Source organism: Marinomonas sp. SBI8L (assembly GCF_001624705.1).
GTDB lineage: Bacteria > Pseudomonadota > Gammaproteobacteria > Pseudomonadales > Marinomonadaceae > Marinomonas.
The window spans coordinates 162,801-180,855 of record NZ_JSEO01000005.1; the positions used below are offsets into that span (position 1 = coordinate 162,801).

The 18,055-nt window shown below is 44.7% G+C and carries 16 protein-coding genes; 5 read left to right on the forward strand and 11 right to left on the reverse strand.

Going from position 1 to position 18,055, the window contains the following annotated elements:
* Positions 1 to 46: 46 nt before the first annotated feature.
* Positions 47 to 955: an amidohydrolase family protein gene (locus OA91_RS09120; protein ID WP_063337981.1), complete on the forward strand. Its 909-nt coding sequence runs from the start codon at positions 47 to 49 to the stop codon at positions 953 to 955.
* Here the strand turns inward: OA91_RS09120 and OA91_RS09125 are convergent.
* Positions 952 to 1,542 carry a TetR/AcrR family transcriptional regulator gene (locus tag OA91_RS09125; protein WP_063337982.1) on the reverse strand — a complete coding sequence of 197 codons (591 nt, stop codon included), beginning with the start codon at positions 1,540 to 1,542 and terminating at the stop codon, positions 952 to 954. The two genes, OA91_RS09120 and OA91_RS09125, sit on opposite strands and share 4 nt — an antisense overlap.
* Before the next feature lie 165 nt (positions 1,543 to 1,707).
* Between OA91_RS09125 and OA91_RS09130 the strand changes: the two genes are divergently transcribed.
* On the forward strand, positions 1,708 to 2,217 hold the full coding sequence (locus OA91_RS09130) for an HPP family protein (protein ID WP_063337983.1): 510 nt from the start codon (positions 1,708 to 1,710) through the stop codon (positions 2,215 to 2,217).
* A 144-nt stretch (positions 2,218 to 2,361) separates the two neighbouring features.
* Here OA91_RS09130 and OA91_RS09135 read toward each other — a convergent pair whose 3' ends face one another.
* The 8 genes from OA91_RS09135 to OA91_RS09170 form a co-directional block, all read right to left on the reverse strand.
* Complete coding sequence (locus OA91_RS09135; RefSeq protein WP_063337984.1) at positions 2,362 to 3,192, reverse strand: class II fructose-bisphosphate aldolase; 831 nt, start codon at positions 3,190 to 3,192, stop codon at positions 2,362 to 2,364.
* 11 nt (positions 3,193 to 3,203) lie between these two features.
* Positions 3,204 to 4,049 (reverse strand): 5-deoxy-glucuronate isomerase, encoded by an 846-nt coding sequence (locus OA91_RS09140; protein WP_063337985.1) that lies wholly within the window; start codon positions 4,047 to 4,049, stop codon positions 3,204 to 3,206.
* A 77-nt stretch (positions 4,050 to 4,126) separates the two neighbouring features.
* Complete coding sequence (gene iolC, locus OA91_RS09145) at positions 4,127 to 5,122, reverse strand: 5-dehydro-2-deoxygluconokinase (protein ID WP_063337986.1); 996 nt, start codon at positions 5,120 to 5,122, stop codon at positions 4,127 to 4,129.
* A complete protein-coding gene (locus OA91_RS09150) occupies positions 5,119 to 6,294 on the reverse strand; it encodes a Gfo/Idh/MocA family protein (RefSeq protein WP_063337987.1) in 1,176 nt (391 codons plus the stop codon). Before OA91_RS09150 ends, iolC begins: the two co-directional genes overlap by 4 nt.
* A 12-nt stretch (positions 6,295 to 6,306) precedes the next feature.
* The gene (gene iolD, locus OA91_RS09155) at positions 6,307 to 8,163 is read right to left on the reverse strand and encodes a 3D-(3,5/4)-trihydroxycyclohexane-1,2-dione acylhydrolase (decyclizing) (protein ID WP_063337988.1); all 1,857 of its coding nucleotides are present in this window, start codon (positions 8,161 to 8,163) and stop codon (positions 6,307 to 6,309) included.
* Positions 8,164 to 8,222: 59 nt separating this feature from the next.
* Positions 8,223 to 9,197, reverse strand: coding sequence for an ABC transporter permease (locus OA91_RS09160; protein WP_063337989.1), 975 nt, complete (start codon positions 9,195 to 9,197; stop codon positions 8,223 to 8,225).
* On the reverse strand, positions 9,197 to 10,747 hold the full coding sequence (locus OA91_RS09165) for a sugar ABC transporter ATP-binding protein (RefSeq protein ID WP_063337990.1): 1,551 nt from the start codon (positions 10,745 to 10,747) through the stop codon (positions 9,197 to 9,199). The genes OA91_RS09160 and OA91_RS09165 overlap by 1 nt, the downstream gene beginning before the upstream one ends.
* Before the next feature lie 109 nt (positions 10,748 to 10,856).
* The gene (locus OA91_RS09170) at positions 10,857 to 11,798 is read right to left on the reverse strand and encodes a substrate-binding domain-containing protein (RefSeq protein ID WP_157203815.1); all 942 of its coding nucleotides are present in this window, start codon (positions 11,796 to 11,798) and stop codon (positions 10,857 to 10,859) included.
* 177 nt (positions 11,799 to 11,975) lie between these two features.
* Between OA91_RS09170 and OA91_RS09175 the strand changes: the two genes are divergently transcribed.
* Together OA91_RS09175 and OA91_RS09180 are read left to right on the forward strand one after the other, a co-directional pair.
* Positions 11,976 to 12,866, forward strand: coding sequence for a TIM barrel protein (locus tag OA91_RS09175; protein ID WP_063337991.1), 891 nt, complete (start codon positions 11,976 to 11,978; stop codon positions 12,864 to 12,866).
* A gap of 127 nt (positions 12,867 to 12,993) precedes the next feature.
* Positions 12,994 to 14,007, forward strand: coding sequence for a LacI family DNA-binding transcriptional regulator (locus tag OA91_RS09180; RefSeq protein WP_046015785.1), 1,014 nt, complete (start codon positions 12,994 to 12,996; stop codon positions 14,005 to 14,007).
* Between the two features lie 30 nt (positions 14,008 to 14,037).
* Here the strand turns inward: OA91_RS09180 and OA91_RS09185 are convergent, their stop codons facing one another.
* Together OA91_RS09185 and OA91_RS09190 are read right to left on the reverse strand one after the other, a co-directional pair.
* Positions 14,038 to 15,201: a Gfo/Idh/MocA family protein gene (locus tag OA91_RS09185; protein WP_063337992.1), complete on the reverse strand. Its 1,164-nt coding sequence runs from the start codon at positions 15,199 to 15,201 to the stop codon at positions 14,038 to 14,040.
* Positions 15,202 to 15,284: 83 nt separating this feature from the next.
* Positions 15,285 to 16,175 carry a TIM barrel protein gene (locus tag OA91_RS09190; protein ID WP_063337993.1) on the reverse strand — a complete coding sequence of 297 codons (891 nt, stop codon included), beginning with the start codon at positions 16,173 to 16,175 and terminating at the stop codon, positions 15,285 to 15,287.
* Between the two features lie 397 nt (positions 16,176 to 16,572).
* Between OA91_RS09190 and nhaC the strand changes: the two genes are divergently transcribed.
* On the forward strand, positions 16,573 to 18,054 hold the full coding sequence (gene nhaC / locus OA91_RS09195) for a Na+/H+ antiporter NhaC (RefSeq protein ID WP_063337994.1): 1,482 nt from the start codon (positions 16,573 to 16,575) through the stop codon (positions 18,052 to 18,054).
* Position 18,055: the final 1 nt, after the last annotated feature.

Below are 18,055 nucleotides of genomic sequence, written 5' to 3' on the forward strand. Positions count from 1 at the left end.
TAAGCCTAAAATGGCCTTAAGCATAACCTTCAAGGTGATCGTTAAAATGAAAGAGACTGACAATCAAAATACTCAATTCACACTGCCTTTATGTGATGCCCCTGACCCTTTTATTACCAAGCCAGATTTTGACCTACCTCTGGGTTCTATTGATTGTCATGCCCATGTCTTTGGTCCACTAGATAAATACGACTACACAGAGAACAGAAGCTATACACCACCTGATGCGCCAGTAGGCGCTTACTTACACATGCATAGCCAATTATCCATTAGCCATGGTGTATTAGTACAACCGAGTGTGTACGGCACAGATAACAGCCTACAAACCGACACACTGAATTACTTACGAAAGCTAGGTAAAGACTACAAGGGTATTGCCGTTGTCGATGCCAATATTAGCGATGAAGAGTTAGACAAACTTGCCTTATCTGGCCATGTGGGTGTGCGCATGAATCTACTCTTTAAAGGTGGAATAGAATGGGACGATGTGTGCCATTTAGCCGAGCGCCTCGCCAAACGCAACTGGCATCTACAGTTCTTAATTGATATCGCGAATTTTGATGGTTTCGCCGACAAGATACGCCAACTCCCCGTGCCTGTGGTGATAGATCACATGGGGCATATGGACACAAGTTTGGGGCTAGATCACCCTGCTTTTCAAGACTTATTAAGCCTATTAGAAGAAGGCCGAGTTTGGGTTAAACTCTCAGGCGCTTATCGTACCAGCACCCAAGCCTGCACCCCTTTTAGCGATGTAACCCCTTTTGCCCAAGCACTAGTTAATGCCAATACCAAGCAATGTGTTTGGGGTTCAGATTGGCCTCATCCTCACTTTGATAAAGCCATGCCAAACACCACAGATTTGTTAAACGAACTCGTGCAATGGGTGCCTGATGAAAGCCTACGCAAGCAAATTTTAGTGGATAACCCAAAGCGCCTTTATCAGTTTGATTAAGCCAATAGGGATAAGATAAGCGCCTCATGTTGGGGGCGCTTTGCGACTAGTTTTGTCATCTCATCTTGGGCGAATTCAGCCCGTATGATCAGACCTTCAATAAAGGTGAGTAGCATTTCTGCTTTTTCCTCTATATCTGCCAAGCTGTGATCCAAGGCACCCTGTATTAACTGACCTAACCAAGCTTTATGATCTAAGGCTATCTGGCTGATTTTTCTGTTATTTTGTTTAAACTCAGACAGGGCGTGCATGAACATACAACCCTGAAAATGATCGGACATAAACCAAACATAATGCCAATCTAAGATGGCTAATAAGCGTTGGTAGCTGGCCATTTCAGCATCCAGTTTAGCCTCTGCCATGGCTTGATTAGCCGCATTTACCTTATCAAATAACCCTTCTTCAAAACGTTGATGACGCCTCTCTAGTACCGCTTCTATCAAGCCATCTTTACCACCAAAGTGGCGGTAAATCGTCGTTTTAGAAACACCTGCTGTGTCTCGAATCAAATCAACCCCCACAGCCGTATAACCTTGCTGATTAAATAAGGATTCAGCGCAATCTAAAATGTCGTGTTTGGTGCTCATGTTTTTCCCTAGGGTTTGCTCAGGTTTTCAGCTAACTCTTTTAAGTCTTGATAAAATGGTACAGATCTGTACAGTTGCATATAGTACAGATCTGTATCATAGCATACAGGTCTTAAAAATAATTGTTAGTGTGCTTATTCAAAGCACACACGGTGAGGTGCAAAGATGGGGAGATTCTCAGGGGGTGGCAAGCTAGTTCCAAAGCCAGATGCAAAAGCCATTGCGACAGGTTTTATCGGTGGTTTTGTGGGTATATTAAGCCTAGCCTTACTTACAAGTTGGTCTGGCTATCCACTACTTATGGCGCCTTTTGGCGCAACCTGCGTCATTCTATTTACCGTCGCCGCAGCACCTTTTGCACAACCCAGAAATGTCATAGGCGGTCACTTTATCAGTGCTTTAGTAGGCTTAGTTGCTCTTTACTTTTTTGGCCAAGGCCCTATTGTGATGGCGTTCGCGGTGGCAACTGCCATTGCAGCCATGCAGTTTTTTCGAGCAGTACATCCACCCGCTGGGGCAAACCCTTTGGTCATTTTAATGGCAGGCAGTGCAGGTTTTGATTTTCTATTATTACCGGTTTTATTAGGCAGTATTGTTTTGGTAGGTGTGGCAGCTGTGATCAACAATGCTAAAGCAGATGCCAAATGGCCGCTTTATTGGATAGGCAAAGACTAAAAAGCCCTAAGGAAAACGAAAATAGTTATTCATCATACTGTCTCATCTGCTTTCTATCTGGCGCCAGATAAGCAGTATGATGAATAAGGTTTTCAATCATTGAAAACTAACGCGGAACGGAAAAGAGGAAATCAATCACGAGTCCTAAGCTAAGAGGCGTATAATCCTCTCTGCTTCAGCCTGTATAAAAGGCATGACCTTTTGCATAAAGTACATCTTGTCGAACTTGTTAGGCTCTTCATTCATCAGGCGTCTGAGGTTCTCACCTGTCACCATACGAAGTGATGTCCCTATATTAAATTTAGACACTCTGGTTTGCTTAAGCTTTAGAATATCTTCTTCTTTAATACCTGTAGTGCCATGAATCACCAGAGGAATATCGCCCACTAAACCGGCAATTTCTTCAAGCCTAGGGTAATCAATCACTGAGTCTGGTGTGGTTAGCCTGTGAACATTACCCACAGCAACCGCCATGGCATCTAAGCCACTTTCATTGGCATAGGCTGCTGCCTCTTCTGGTACTGTGCTGATAGATTTTATATGGTCACGACCCTCGTTATAGGCAACCGACCCTATCTCACCTTCGACACTCACACCCATGGCATGCGCAACCTGCACTACTTGCTTGGTACGGCGAATATTCTCTTCTAGCGGAAGCTGAGAGCCATCAAACATGACAGAAGAAAAACCATGGTGAATAGCCTGATACACTATCTCTTCTTCATAGGTATGATCCAAATGCACACACACCTTGGCAGAGCTATTATGGGCAAGAGAAAGCAGCATTTTAGCCAGTGCTTCCACTCCCATAAAATCGACCATGTCCTTATTTGCCGCCAGAATGACCGGACGCTTTAAGGTTTCGGCCGCAGCAACAATGGCACGGCCTTCTTCGTATCCAAATACATTGCAGCAAGGAATGGCAGAACTCCCATTCGCTGCATCTGGCAAAATATCATTCAAGCTAACTAGCATGTTTTACTCCATTACTTGAATTTGCTGATCATGTCCTTGATACCAGGGATAGTATGTATCTGATATTCATGGTGCGGATCAAAGTGTTGAATGAGAGACTTAGAGTGTTCGCCCACTATGATGGTGAAGTAATACATTTCATAACCAGGCGCGGCAACACAAGGGTGGTAGCCCTTATCAATAGCAATCACACTGCGGTTTTTAATATGGTAAACAGGGCCAATATCGTCTTCGTGCTCATATAGGAATTGGGCACCAAAACCTTGATCAGGATTAAAACGGAACTGATACACTTCTTCGTAGCGAGTTTCTTTTGGTAGACGCTCTGTATCGTGTTTATGAGCAGGGAAACCAGACCAGCCGCCTGCGCCGACGGTAAAGAGTTCGCTCACTAGCAAACGTCCTCTTTGACCCGCATTTTTCTGCCCTAGGATGTGCTTAATTTTACGGTGTGTTTTGGTGTCGTCACTGCCGTACTGCACTTGGTCGCTGTCTTCTGGTTTCACTTCAAATGGCTCAAGGGTTTCTTCAAACTTACCACCAGCAACCATGATGTCAGCATTCTCAGACACACAGGTAATCACAACCGTCGCACCTAATGGCGCATAAACCGCCGCAGGGTTACCATCCCAGACATTTTTACGTTTGCCGATGTTATCAAACACTTCGTCATTCACCTTGATGCTACAAGTGCCGCCCGCAAGTACGACAGCTGTCTCATATTCATCTAACTGATAAGTGTGACTTTCACCTTGTTCTAAAAACACCTGATTAAAATAAATCAGTGGTGTGGTGTCGTCATTCACATCAATAATTGGTTTGTTCTCATTGTTATAAGCAGCAATATGCTTTCCCATAATTCTTATCCTTCCAGAGTATTCGTTTATAATTTTTTATAGTCTTTTTTACGCCAAGCTGTGGTTAACAGAGCCCGCTAGGCTGCAACATTTCTTTGTTCGATAAAGTCCAATAGTTCTTGTTTGGTTGGCATAGCATCTGTACAGGTTTTACGAGAGACATTAATCGCAGCGGCAGCCGAACCCAGCTTCACACCATTTTCCAAGGTATCCCCTTGAAGCAGTGAATACAGCAGTGCTCCGGCAAAGGAGTCACCCGCGCCAAAAGGCTTTTTCACTTCAACTGGGAATATACCCTGTGCGAAGTACTCGCCGTCTCGTGTGTACACCTTGGATCCAAATTCACCGGCCTTAATAATGACCACTTGAGTTGATCCAGTGAGATAGCGCTGTGCTGTCTTGTCATCGTCTTTATTGCCTTGATCGACAAGGTGCTCCATCACATCAAACTCTTCACGGTTGCCTATGACTATGTCTGACATGGATGCAACCAACTGATAGTAGGTCGCTGAATCTTCTGGCGACGCCCAAGAGTAAGCACGGTAATCCACATCCAACACCACTTTTGTGCCAGCGGCTTTAGCATATTGAATTGCCACTAAACAGGCTTCGCGAGAAGGACTAGATGACAAGGCCGTCCCCGTCACTAACAAGACTTTGGCACTGGCAATATAAGACTGGCTTACTTGCTCTGCGGTAAGAGATAAGTCCGCCGCATTATGACGATAGATCACCACTTCACAGTCTTTTGCCTTCATTTCGGTAATGGCCAAACTGGTACGTGTGCCGGAGGCATCCAGCACAACACCGCTTGTATCCACCCCTTCGCGGTTTAGGTAATCGCATACATATCGACCTAAACCATCGTCAGAAACACAAGAAATCAAACCGGGTTTCGCCCCTAAGCGAGCCAAGGCCACAGCGATATTGGCAGGAGAACCACCCACATGCTTGTCGAAGCCAGAGACATCAAGGAAGTCGGCATTCTCCTCCTTGGCATAGAGGTCGACACCGGCACGACCAAGGCAGATCACATCGATCGGCCTATCTTGAGGAAAGTTAAAATCCATCATGCAAAATCAACCCATTTAGCATTGTCATCGGCTGATTCAACACAACGTTCTAAGAGTTGAACCCCTTCGATACCCGCATCAATATCTGGGTACCAGGTGTTATTCACTGTTTCTAAATCACCCGCATTCATGGCTTTCATGACAATGCCAAAACGGCTATAGAGGTTGGCCCAAGACTCAAAGAAGCCTTCAGGGTGACCACCACCAATACGGTTGCTGCTCACCGCAAGATCATCATTATGTAGATAGCCCATACCACGCTCTAATACGCGAGCTGGTTCGCCTTGTACTTCATAGCTAAGCTGGTTTGGTCTTTCATCCCACCATTCAATACTGGCCTTTTCGCCTATCACACGTATCTTCTGCTGGTGCATAGAACCCGCATTTACACCACTTGCCCAAAGTGTGCCCACAGCACCATTGGTAAAGCGCATCATGACATGAGCATTGTCTTCTAGCGGCGCACGAGATTTCACAAAGCTTTGACGAGTACAGCACAAAGAATCGACCGTTAATCCCGCCATTAATTGGGCTAGGTAGAAGGCATGCGTACCCACATCACCCAAAACATAAGTCGGGCCAGAGACTTCTGGGTTCATGCGCCATTTAGCACCCGGATCATTCTTCTCCACTTCGGTAGCATGAAAGCCATGGGCGAACTGCATATTGATAACGCGAATTTCACCCAGATCACCACGTTGAATCATCTCTTTCGCCTGATGAATCATTTGGAAACCCGTGTAACCGTACATAACGCCAAAGATGCGGTTATGCTGGCTTGCTATCTCTTTAAGCTCTTGGGCTTCTGCCACGGTAAAGGTCACAGGTTTTTCACAAACCACATGTAAGCCAGCTAACAAAGCGGCTTTAGAAATAGCGTAGTGAGTGCCATTTGGCGTTGCGATAGAGACAGCTTGGATACCATCTTCACGTTTGGCTTCTGCCTCAAACATGACTTGGTAATCCGCATAACAACGGTCTGCATCCAGCCCCAAATTAATACCGAAATCACGGCAACGATCCGCATCTATATCAAAAGCACCGGCAACCAATTTAAAGTGACCATCACGGCTAGCACCGGATCTGTGGGCATAACCGATTTGTGATCCACGACCACCACCGACCATGGCCCAACGTAACGCTTCTGCTTTATTTATTTCTTCACTAAACATTGTCACTTCCTCTTACACGCCAGGACGTTGATGTGTACGCCCTGCACTAAAATCTGATACGGCTTTTTCGGTTCTTTCATCGCGAGTCACTTCTGGTAAACCCACTTCCCACCAGCAATCACAGCTAGACCATTTGGTAGAGTCGATATCAACCACGATAACTGACGTTCTATCGGCGGCTTTGGCACGGGCAAAGGCCGCATCAAAGTCTTGCATAGAGCCGACTTTTTCACTGATAGCGCCTTGGGCTTCTGCATGTTTAGCAAAATCCACTCGGGCAAATTCTGTCTCTGGATTCTCACGACGACAGTCTTTTAATAGGTTATTGAAGGACTCATTACCTGTGTTGTTTTGCAACTTGTTAATCACGGCAAAACCTGCGTTATCACAGACAACAATGATCATCTTGTGGCCTGATAAAACCGAGCTGTAGATGTCTGAGTTAAGTATCATGTAAGAGCCATCGCCCACCATGACCACCACATCATTGTCTGGGTTCGCAATTTTCGCGCCCCAGCCACCCGCAATTTCATACCCCATGCAAGAGAAACCAAATTCGATATCAAACTTGCCAATCTGCTTGCTCTGCCAGTTCATGTTTAGCTCAGCAGGTAATCCACCTGCCGCCGTCAATACGGTATCGCCCGCTTCAGATAAACGGTTCACGGCACCGATAACCTGTGCATAAGAGGCCATTTCATCCCCAACCACCGCCATTCTGTCATTACAAAGGGCTTTCCAATCATCAGCATGTTTTTTAGCTTGGCTTGACCAATCACTCGAACCTTGCCAATCCGCTAACAAGTGGCTGATCTTAGTCATGGTGACCTTGGCATCGGCGATAATCGGCATGGATAAGTGTTTGATCGCATCATGTCGACCCACATTGATGCTGATAATTTTAAGATCAGGGTTTCTAAACACAGACCAAGAACCTGTGGTGAAATCCTGTAAACGCGTCCCTATCGCCACAACCACATCCGCATGGGCTGCTAGATAGTTGGCAGAGTTAGAACCCGTTACCCCAATTGGACCACCGTTTAATGGGTTGTCTTGCAACATGGTGGCGCGCCCAGCAATGGTTTCTATCACTGGCACATTATGCTTTTCTGCAAATTGTGCTAGTTCATCGGTCGCATGCGAGTAATGCACACCGCCACCACTGATAATTAAAGGACGCTCTGCATGGCTCAGTAACTTAACCGCCTCTTCTAGGTCGCGCAGTTCAGGTTCAGGGCGACGAATTCTATGCACTTTTTCTGCGAAGAATTGCTCTGGGTAGTCATAAGCCACACCTTGAATATCTTGCGGTAAACCGATAAATACCGGGCCGCAATCTGCTGGGTCCAACAAGGTATCAAGAGCTTGTGGCAAGGTTTGCAAGATTTGAGCTGGGTGGATAATCCTGTCCCAATAGCGAGTCACGGCTTTGAAAGCATCATTCGCTGTGGTCGATGGATTATGAAAATGCTCAGTTTGCTGCAACACAGGATCAGGCAAACGGCTCACATAGGCATCCCCTGCGAACATCAACAAAGGCAGTCTGTTGGTGTGAGCAATACCTGCTGCGGTAATCATATTGGTCGCACCCGGGCCAATAGATGCTGAGGCGATACCAATTTTTTGACGCTTATTGGCTTTAGCATAAGCCACAGCCGCCATGGCCATAGATTGCTCATTCTGACCACGCCAAGTCGGCAGCTCGTCTTCAGCATTCTTTAACTGCTGGCCTAAACAGGTCACATTACCGTGTCCAAATATGGCAAAAGAACAGCCAAATAAAGGCTCAACCTGTCCATTGATTTCAATTTTCTGTGCAACTAAATACTTCACTAATGCTTCGGCGAGTGTAAGGCGAACCGTTTTCATATCATGTCTCTTTTCAATATTAATAAGGTCTGGACTGAGCCCAAATTAAAGTTAAGCCACTAAGCTTTTTTACGTTTTTGTGCATCTAATAACACGGCACTGATAATGATCATGCCCTTGATAATCTGCTGCCAGTAAGGATCAACACCCATCATATTTAGGCCCTTGTTCATCACACCGATAATCAAAGCACCGACAATACACATACCAACTGAACCCACTCCACCGGCTAAAGAAGTACCACCGATAACGGCGGCGGCTATGGCATCTAGCTCCCACATGTTGCCGAACGTTGGGTTACCTGCATAAGCTCGTGACGCCAACATAGCCCCTGCTAAACCTGCTAGAGCACCTGCTAAAACATAGACTTTGACTAAAGTAATCTCGACATTGACACCACAAATTCTGGCAGTTTTAACATTTCCGCCTATGGCAAATACATGACGACCAAAGGTCATACGGCTCATCATGACGTGACACACAACGGCCACTAGCACATAGATGATTACCAAGCCAGGAATACCAAATACTGTGCCATCACCAATGGAAGTAAAAGCATCTGAGCTTGCATCAACAGGGCGACCATCACTGAATAGTTGCGCCATACCACGGGCCATTGTCATCATGCCTAAAGTGGCGATGAAGGGTGGTATACGTCCATATGCGGTAATCGAACCATTAATAAGTCCACAGACACTGCCAACAAATAAAGCGGCACCAAAGGCAAAAATGGTCATGCCATAACCTTCTGACCCTGTGACTATGCTTGCTCCGACAACAGAGGCTAACGCCACGATAGAGCCACCAGATAAGTCAATGCCCCCTGTGACAATGGCAAAGGTCACCCCTATGGCGATAATACCGAACATGGAAACCTGCTCTAAAATAGAGAGCACGTTACGAACAGAGGCAAAGCCATCTATTTTTAAAGATAAGGCAACAAACAAAAGCACCAAGATAATGAGCATGCCGTATTTGTTGAGAAATTCTGTGTAATTGGTTTTTGCTAAACGTTTATTTGCTAGAGAATCCATTAGGCAACCCCTTCTATGCGCAAGTCTGATGTGTCTATTGTTTGTTCGCTTGGTACTTCACCACCTGCGGCCATTTCTAAAATAACTTCTTGTGTAGCTTGTTCTCTGTCCACTATGCCTATCTCACGCCCTTCAGCCATGACCATGATGCGATCACTCAAAGACAAGAGTTCTAGCATTTCAGAAGAGACAATAATGATGGCTTTACCCAGTCTAGCCAGCTCAACAATAAGCTTATAAATTTCGGCCTTGGCGCCCACATCTATCCCTTTAGTTGGCTCATCTAAAATCAGCACCTCAGGTTCAAGTAGTAGCCAGCGAGCAATCAAAACCTTCTGCTGATTACCACCCGACAAATTGTCGATAATGGTATCTACCGTGGGTGTTTTGATGCGCAATTGCTTCTTCATGTCTTCAGCCACATGGGAAGCCAGCTCATCAGAAATCAAACCGGATTGAATATAAGGACCAAGCTCAGGCATGATCATGTTGTCGGTAACACTCATATTGAGCATCAGGCCTGTAAGCTTTCTATCTTCTGTGACAAAACCAATGCGCTGCTTAATGGCATCCATAGGTTTATAAATTTCGACTCTTTTGCCGTGTAGATAAATATCACCCGATTGAGCCGCTTTATAACCAAAGATGGCTTCTACCACTTCGCTTCGGCCTGCACCAACCAAGCCTGCAATACCAAAGACTTCGCCTTTTTTCACATCAAAGCTGATGTCTTCAAATTTGCCTGGCAAAGACAAGTTATTTACCTCTAATAGGGTTTCACCGATTTCGACTCGTTCACGCTCAAACATCTCATCCATTTCACGGCCAACCATCATATTGATTAGCTCTTCTTTGGTGATATCTGAGGTTTGTTTAGTGCCAATATATTCCCCATCTCGAATGACAGATACTTCATCGGACAGCTCGAATACTTCCCCTAATTTATGGGAGATATAGATAATAGAGATGCCTCTTTCTTGCACCTTACGCACTATCTTATAAAGCTGTTGTACCTCTGATTCGGTTAGAGCTGTGGTTGGCTCATCCATGATGATGAGTTTGGCGTCATAAGAAACAGCCGTTGCTATGGCTAATAATTGCGCTTTAGCCACTGACACATCTTGCATCAAGGTTTCCACTTTCATGGGAATACCTAATTCATCTAGGACCTTAGCGGTTTCCTTATTCATGGCTTGATGATCCATCAAAAAGCCTTTTCTTAACTCGCGGCCAAGAAAAAAGTTTGCCGCCACAGATAAGTTACCTGAAGGGCTGATTTCTTGAGGTACCATGGCCAATCCAGTGCGAATCGCATCAATCGGCACCTTAGGGGTAAAAGGCTGGCCATCAAATAAGATTTCGCCACCTTCGTCTGGTGTGTATAGGCCGTACAAAATTTTCATTAAGGTTGATTTGCCTGCTCCGTTTTCACCCATGAGTGCATGGATGCTGCCTTTACGGATTGTCAGGTTGACTTGATCAAGCGCTTTGACTCCAGGAAAAGTCTTACTCACATTGATCATTTCTAAAATGCTGTCGGAGTTAGTCATAAGCAATATTATTTTTATTGGTGTCAGTCATTTTAAATAGAGGGCGACCTCTGTAACCGCCCTCTACTCTTTGGTACATCTCTTACTTAGGGAAGCTCACGCTTACCTATTACTGCTTAGCAGCGTATTTCATTAGGTATTCCATTTTTTTGTCTTCTGCGACTAACTCAAAATCAATCCAGTTCATTTTCTGAACTTGCTGACCCATCGCTAGCTTGTACGCAATCTCAGCACCACCGTAGCCTTGGCCACGTGCGCTTTGGAAAACCGTTGAGTCTAACCCTGAACCTAGGTATTCAAGGGCATCAGGAGTGGCATCAACACCAGAGATGATCATGTCAGCATCGGTTTTACCGGCTTTACGTGCGGCAAGGAGTGCACCAATCGCCATTTCATCATTGTTGGCTACGATGACATTAATTTCAGGATGCGCTTGCAATAAATCTTCTACAATCTGCAAGGCTTTAGCTCTATCCCAGCGGCCTTCTTGTTCAGCAACCACCTTGATATTGGAATATTTTTCGAAAACTTGTTTGTTACCAGCAGTACGCTGTATCTGTGCTTCATGACCTAAAGCACCTAATAAGATAGCCACATTACCTTGCTTGCCATCTAGCATGCCTGCCACACTTTCACCCTGGATAATGCCAGCTTGAATAGATTCAGAACCTACATAAGCGTCGACTTTACGCATGGTTTGTTCACTTGGTAAACGGTTAACTATGACAAGAGGAATGCCAGCGCGATTTGCTTTTTTAGAGATAGGCTTAACAATGGCAACATCGGTTGGTACTACGAGTAAGGAGTTAACACCCGCGTCAATAAAGTTATCCACGTCATTTAGCATCTTACTTGGATCTTCATTGGCGTCTGTCATTTTGATTTCAACATCAGCATGTTTATCATCAAACTCATTCACACCTTCGAACAAGTAACTCATCCATTTATCTGCGAAAGATGGCATAGGCGCACCAATCACCAGAGAGTCAGCAAGTGCGATATTTGAAGCGGAACAAATGACGGCGGCAGCTAATAAGGTTTTTTTTATCATTTTTATTTCATCCTATATTGAGTCTCAACAAGTGGAAGCCGATGAAGTCAGTACACCAGCCTGATCACTCTTTAATCAGACTATCAATATGATTTTATTTTTGCAAGCGCTTGCAAAAACATTTTTAAAACTTATTATGAATGAGATCAAACATGGGCAACAATGGGATGAAAAAGCATGAAGTTAGAAATCGGTAACGCGCCTTGTTCTTGGGGAGTTGAGCAGGCAGACAATCCCGAGAACCCACACTGGCATAAGGTATTGGATGAAAATAAAGCGGCAGGATTTAAAGGCATAGAATTAGGGCCTGTTGGTTTCTTCCCAGAAGACCCAAGCATTTTAGGTGACGCCTTGGCGACTCGTGAGCTGCAATTAACCGCCGGTGTTGTTTACCGACCTTTTCATGATCCGAACGCATTTGAAGAGGTATTAGATGCCGCCCACCGTACTTTTAAAGCACTGGTTTCCCACGGCGCTAAGACAGGGGTTTTAATCGACTCTATTTCTGCTGAACGGGCTCTCACCTCAGGCAGGCCAGAAGAATCAAGGCGTCTAACCGGTAAAGACTGGTCGTCCATGATGGATAGAATCGATACCATAGCTAAAATTGGCAGCCTAGAATACGGTCTTGATATTTGCCTACATGGCCATGCAGCTGGCTTTATCGAATACCAAGACGAGATAGAAAACACCCTAGACAGCATTGATGAAAAGCACCTGTCTTTGTGCATAGACACAGGCCATTGCCTATTCGCAGGCTTTGATCCAATTGCCTTTTATCTAAAACACCAAGAACGTACTCATTATCTGCATTTCAAGGATACGGACCCTGACGTTAAAGCCAGAGTGATTCGCGACAGAGTCAATTTTTATCAGGCCATTAAAGAAGGTTTATTCTGTAATTTAGGTAAAGGAGAGTGTGATTTTAAAACCTTATTTGAGGTGATGGATAAAGCCAATTTCTCCGGTTGGGCAACCGTCGAACAAGAATGCGATCCACTTGCTGATGCCAGCCTAAAAGATGCCAAAAATAATTACCATTTTCTTGAGAGCATAAGAAACAGCTAAATTAGTCGTTCATTCTTTAACCACTTAAAATTTGATTTCAATAACACTCATTTTGGAAATGTTGTACAATTGTGGACTTTATACGAGTATTTGCATGGAAATGCGTCTAAATGGGGTGAACTAGCTAATGTCAGAAGATAGATTTAAACATGTAACTCAAAAGGAGGTTGCAGAAAAAGCTGGTGTTTCATTATCCGCTGTATCCCGCGCATTTACCGATGGTGCAAGTGTTTCCGCTAAGACCAAAGAGAAGATAGAAAAAGCAGCCAAAGCATTAGGCTATAAACCAAATATTTTGGCGCAATCTCTCATGACAAATCGCACTAAGCTGATTGGCATAGTGTCGAGTAATTTCGAAAATCCCGCCTTTATTGAGGTCTTTGATCTCATCACCCGTGAATTACAAGCCAAAGGCTATCGTTCCTTATTAGAGAATCTGACTGAGAAATGTGAACCTGAGGCAGTACTCGATCGTTTATTACAATACCGAGTAGATGGGGTGCTCTTTATCTCCTCTGTTTTGCCAACCATTTTTGCAGAAGTTTGCGCCAAGGCGAAATTGCCAGCAGCCATTATGTTTGGTCGCGCGAATACCAATGGCCCTATCAATGTGGTTACCGCAGACAACTCGGGTGGTGGTAAATTAGGCGCTGAATTATTGCTAGAAAAAGGCTACCAAAGAATCGCCTTTTTAGGTGGGCCAGAAGATGCCACGACAACCATAGACAGAAAGCAAAGTGTGATAGACACCTTGAAAGCGCAAGGCCATGAACTCGTCGCTATCGAGCACTGTAGCTCATACTCTTATGAGGCAGGTCGTCAAAAATCCCTTGAGCTATTAAGCAAGAATACAGACATAGATGCGATTTTCTGTGGGGATGACATTCTTGCCATTGCCACCTTAGATACGGTTAGAGACTTAGGTAAAAAATGCCCAGAAGAAATTGGTGTTTTAGGCTTTAACGATATTCTGATGGCGTCTTGGGGAGCCTACAACCTGAGTACGGTACAACAGCCAATCCAGCAAATGGTACTTGCCGCAGTGGATATTATTATCTCCCGCATAGAGAACCCTGAGTTAGGTACTGAGACCCGCTTACTCCCTTGTAAACTGGTCGAAAGAGGCACACTCGCTTCCTAGCTCGTATGCCTTTTACCATTAAATTGAGCCTTAAAGCACTACCCAATCTCCGTTATTGTCCCGCGATTTAATCGCTGCCTGCACAAACTTCACCCCTTGTGCACCCTCTTCAATCGTAGGAAACGAATAAGCCAAAGGATGGGCTTCCACCCCAGTTGCTTTCGCAATAACCACCTCAGCCAAATCCGTATAAAGATTCGCAAAAGCCTCGCGATACCCTTCAGGATGACCAATTGCAATGCGGCTAACGCGATTCGCGGCATCCGTCAAACCAACACCACCTTTTTGCAGTATTTTAGTCCCCTGATCTAGGCTTCTTACCATGAGCTGGTTGGGCTGCTCTTGATGCCATTCAATGCCACCTTTGCTACCAAAGACACGAATATAAAGACCATGATCAGCCCCAGCGGCGGCTTGGGTAATATAAAAACGACCTCTGGCATTATTTGAATAGCGGGTCAGAATACCGGCATAATCATCAGCTTCTCGCCCGGGTACTAGACTTGTGACATCGGCACTTAATTCACTCGGTTCCATACCAGTCACAAATGAGGCGAGGTGATAACAGTGAGTGGCAATGTCTCCCAATATCAAAGACGGTCCCGCTATCTCTGGATCCATATGCCAATTGGTATTGTCTAATTCAGAAGGTGTCAGTTCAGCCAAATGACCTTGCACATAATCACATTGCACCATGCGGATTTCACCCAGTTCGCCAGACTCAATCAAGGCTTTTGCCTCACGTACCATGGGATAACCTGAATAGCCGTAAGCGACACAGCAAGCAAGTTTGCTTTGTTGCACTCGCTCCACCAGATCCATAGCCTGATCAAGTTCATTGGTTAACGGCTTTTCACACATGATATGAAAACCATGCTCTATGGCTAAGCAGGCAATTTCATAATGGCTATTATTGGGCGTCATGATAGCGATCACATCAACCTTATCTTCCCTTTCGGCTTCTGCTCGTATCATTTGCTCTGGGTTTGCATAACCACGAGCTATACCTAGCTCTTTGGCACTCGCAATGGATTTATCTGGGTTAGATGAGAAGACACCAGCCACCACTTCGTAATACTCTTCTAGCGTGGCAGCACCGCGATGCACTATGCCGATAAAAGAGCCTGGGCCACCACCAATAACACCTAATCTTAATTTACGTCCTAACGCATTAATCACAGGATTTACAGCCATAAAACAACCTCAATACTTCATCATTAATAAGCAATAGACACAGCTAAAAGAGCCATTTTTCAATGGCTCTTTTACATCAGGCCTTACGCCATAACGTTTGCGTTAATAAAGTCTAAACTCTGCTTAGCATTTTCAAGTGAGCTATTATCCTTGTTTGGATCAACATCTTGCTCGACGGTAATCCAACCTTGGTAATCTATCTTTTCTAGGGTGCTTTTCACTTGAGAGAAGTCCACACAACCTTGGCCTAGTGGGCAAAATACACCATCACCAATGGCTGTATAGAAGTCAATATTATTGGCAGTGACGACCTCAAGAACAGACTTGTTAATGTCCTTAAAGTGCAGGTATTCAACTCTGTCTTGATAGGTTTCAATCAGTTCAGACGGATTAATACCCGCATAAACACAATGACCTGTATCCACACATAAACCCACTAGATCTTTATCCAGCTCAGCCATGGCTCTATCCACTTCGTCACGGTATTCAATAAAAGTACCCGCATGTGGATGCAAAACAGGAATGATATTGTATTCACGACAAACAAGGGCCAGCTCACGAATGGTTGTCATCATCTCATTCCAAGCATCATCAGGCAGACGATAAGCCGTTTCAATCTGACCGGCTTGATCGGTACGTGGGGAAGAAACATGGTCAATCACTACCACATATTTAGCATCTTGGGCCTGTAGCAACTTACAAGTAGCGTGAGTGTATTCAAGGATTTCAGCACGTTTGGCTGGGTCATGCAGGTGTTTAAAGATGGTTCCCGCAATAAGTCCAAGGCCATTATCCTGCAGGCTAGTTGCCAGCTCAGTTTTATCCGTTGGTAAATAGCCTAAAGGGCCAAGTTCTGTGGCTTTATAACCCGCCTGAGAGATTTCAGATAACACGGTTTGCCAAGAAGGGTTGCTTGGGTTGTCAGCAAATTCGATACCCCAAGAACAAGGTGCATTGGATAATTGAAGTTTCATTATTTTTATACTTCCTACACATAGGTTGATTGAAAGACTAGAAACACATTAATGCAAGCGCTTGCAATAATCAATATACAAGACCTAAATTAGTGTTCATAAAAGCAACAAAACGACAAATATCAAGCTTAGGCCCTATTGTTCTTTTAGCGTCAAATCCCCCTCTCAAGAAAACCCTTAGCGACTAAAACCTATCTAAATTCACTGAGTTACTGGATGAATTTTCACCAAAATTGTCGCAAATAGTTTGAAGCTTGTCGTGATAACGAAAGATTTTGGCGGCATGGCCCCTTGTCCAAATATCTAAGTGGGTAAGATAAAAACACTCACGCATTATTCGAACAGGCTGAGAATAGTGACTTGAAGTATTCTAAAAATAATAAATAGGAAGCTACCTATGAAACAAAAGACTACCACCCCAGTCACAATCCCCAGTTTAGGCGTTGCCCTAATTCCTATTGTGCTCACAATAGGTTTACTCGGCATTCAACTCTTCTACTATGATGACTTCACTCCTCATATTGCCCTTGCTATTGGTTTTGCCATTACCGCCATTGTTGGCTGGTCGCAGGGTTCCCGTTGGAAAGACATAGAGTCAGGCGCTTTTCATGTATTACACGTTGCCATGCCTTCAATCGCGACCTTAATCGTCGTGGGTATGTTAGTCAGTACTTGGATCGCCAGTGGTACAGTACCTACCCTGATCTACTATGGTCTTGAGTTAATTGACCCGCAATGGTTCTTAGCTGCTAGCATGCTCTTATGTGCCGTGGTTTCTGTGTCTATCGGGACAAGTTGGACCACAGTCGGTACTGTCGGTTTGGCACTTATCGGTATAGGTTCCGCCTTTGAAATTCCGGTTTACTGGACAGCCGGTGCGGTTGTCTCTGGTGCATTTTTTGGGGATAAGATCTCTCCACTTTCTGATACCACCAACTTGGCTGCAGCAGTGACTGAAACGAATGTGTTCAACCACATTAAAAACATGATGCCGACCACCATTCCTTCCATGATTATCGCCTTTGTGATCTATCTTTTTGTGGGTGGCTCAAGTGTGTCTGATCTATCTCAACTAGAGCAGATCAACAGCTTCAAACAAGGTTTGGCAGATAATTTTGATATTGGCTTCTTACCACTCTTACCTTTGGTTGTTGTGATGACTTTGGCCTTCTTTAAAGTCTCGCCAATTCCAGCGCTTTTTGCGGGTTTTATTCTAGGTGGCGTTATCGCGGCGGCGAATTATGGTTACAACTTCAATGAAATTCTGACCTATGCTCATAGCGGCTTTAAGATAGATACAGGCACAGATTCATTAAATAGCCTATTGAACCGTGGTGGTGTGACCTCCATGACTTGGGTAATCACCTTGATGATGTTTGCCCTCGCCTTTGGTGGTGCACTCGAACGTACTGGCTGTCTTGAGTCTGTTGTTGGTGCCATTATGCGGACGACTAAGAGTTTCAAAGGTCTGCAAACTAATGCGATTTTGACCTCGGTTGCGACTAACGTGGTATCAGGTGATGTTTACCTTTCTATCGCCTTGCCGGGCCGTATGTATGGACCAGAATACAACAAACTAGGTTATAGCCGTCTTAACTTATCTCGCGCTATTGAAGAAGGCGGCACCTTGGTTTCACCTTTGATTCCTTGGAACGCTGGTGGTGCTTTTGTAATGGGAGCGCTAGGTTTAAGTGTGGCAGGAGGCGATTATTCTGCTCTACTCTATATTCCTTTAGCTTTTGCCTGCTGGTTATCCCCTGCTATTGGCATTCTCTATGCGCAAACAGGCTGGTTCTGTAAAACAGCAGAAGCCGAAGAGAGTGAAACGAATACCCAAGCACAACAAAGCACTAGTAATAAAATAGAAAACCCAGCTTAAT

Coding starts and splice junctions, on each gene's coding strand:
- OA91_RS09180 (WP_046015785.1), top strand. CDS start 12,994: ATGTCAGAAGATAGATTTAAACATGTAACTCAAAAGGAGGTTGCAGAA.
- iolD (WP_063337988.1), bottom strand. CDS start 8,163: ATGAAAACGGTTCGCCTTACACTCGCCGAAGCATTAGTGAAGTATTTA.
- OA91_RS09185 (WP_063337992.1), bottom strand. CDS start 15,201: ATGGCTGTAAATCCTGTGATTAATGCGTTAGGACGTAAATTAAGATTA.
- nhaC (WP_063337994.1), top strand. CDS start 16,573: ATGAAACAAAAGACTACCACCCCAGTCACAATCCCCAGTTTAGGCGTT.
- OA91_RS09135 (WP_063337984.1), bottom strand. CDS start 3,192: ATGCTAGTTAGCTTGAATGATATTTTGCCAGATGCAGCGAATGGGAGT.
- iolC (WP_063337986.1), bottom strand. CDS start 5,122: ATGATGGATTTTAACTTTCCTCAAGATAGGCCGATCGATGTGATCTGC.
- OA91_RS09190 (WP_063337993.1), bottom strand. CDS start 16,175: ATGAAACTTCAATTATCCAATGCACCTTGTTCTTGGGGTATCGAATTT.
- OA91_RS09150 (WP_063337987.1), bottom strand. CDS start 6,294: ATGTTTAGTGAAGAAATAAATAAAGCAGAAGCGTTACGTTGGGCCATG.
- OA91_RS09140 (WP_063337985.1), bottom strand. CDS start 4,049: ATGGGAAAGCATATTGCTGCTTATAACAATGAGAACAAACCAATTATT.
- OA91_RS09165 (WP_063337990.1), bottom strand. CDS start 10,747: ATGACTAACTCCGACAGCATTTTAGAAATGATCAATGTGAGTAAGACT.
- OA91_RS09160 (WP_063337989.1), bottom strand. CDS start 9,197: ATGGATTCTCTAGCAAATAAACGTTTAGCAAAAACCAATTACACAGAA.
- OA91_RS09130 (WP_063337983.1), top strand. CDS start 1,708: ATGGGGAGATTCTCAGGGGGTGGCAAGCTAGTTCCAAAGCCAGATGCA.
- OA91_RS09170 (WP_157203815.1), bottom strand. CDS start 11,798: ATGATAAAAAAAACCTTATTAGCTGCCGCCGTCATTTGTTCCGCTTCA.
- OA91_RS09120 (WP_063337981.1), top strand. CDS start 47: ATGAAAGAGACTGACAATCAAAATACTCAATTCACACTGCCTTTATGT.
- OA91_RS09125 (WP_063337982.1), bottom strand. CDS start 1,542: ATGAGCACCAAACACGACATTTTAGATTGCGCTGAATCCTTATTTAAT.
- OA91_RS09175 (WP_063337991.1), top strand. CDS start 11,976: ATGAAGTTAGAAATCGGTAACGCGCCTTGTTCTTGGGGAGTTGAGCAG.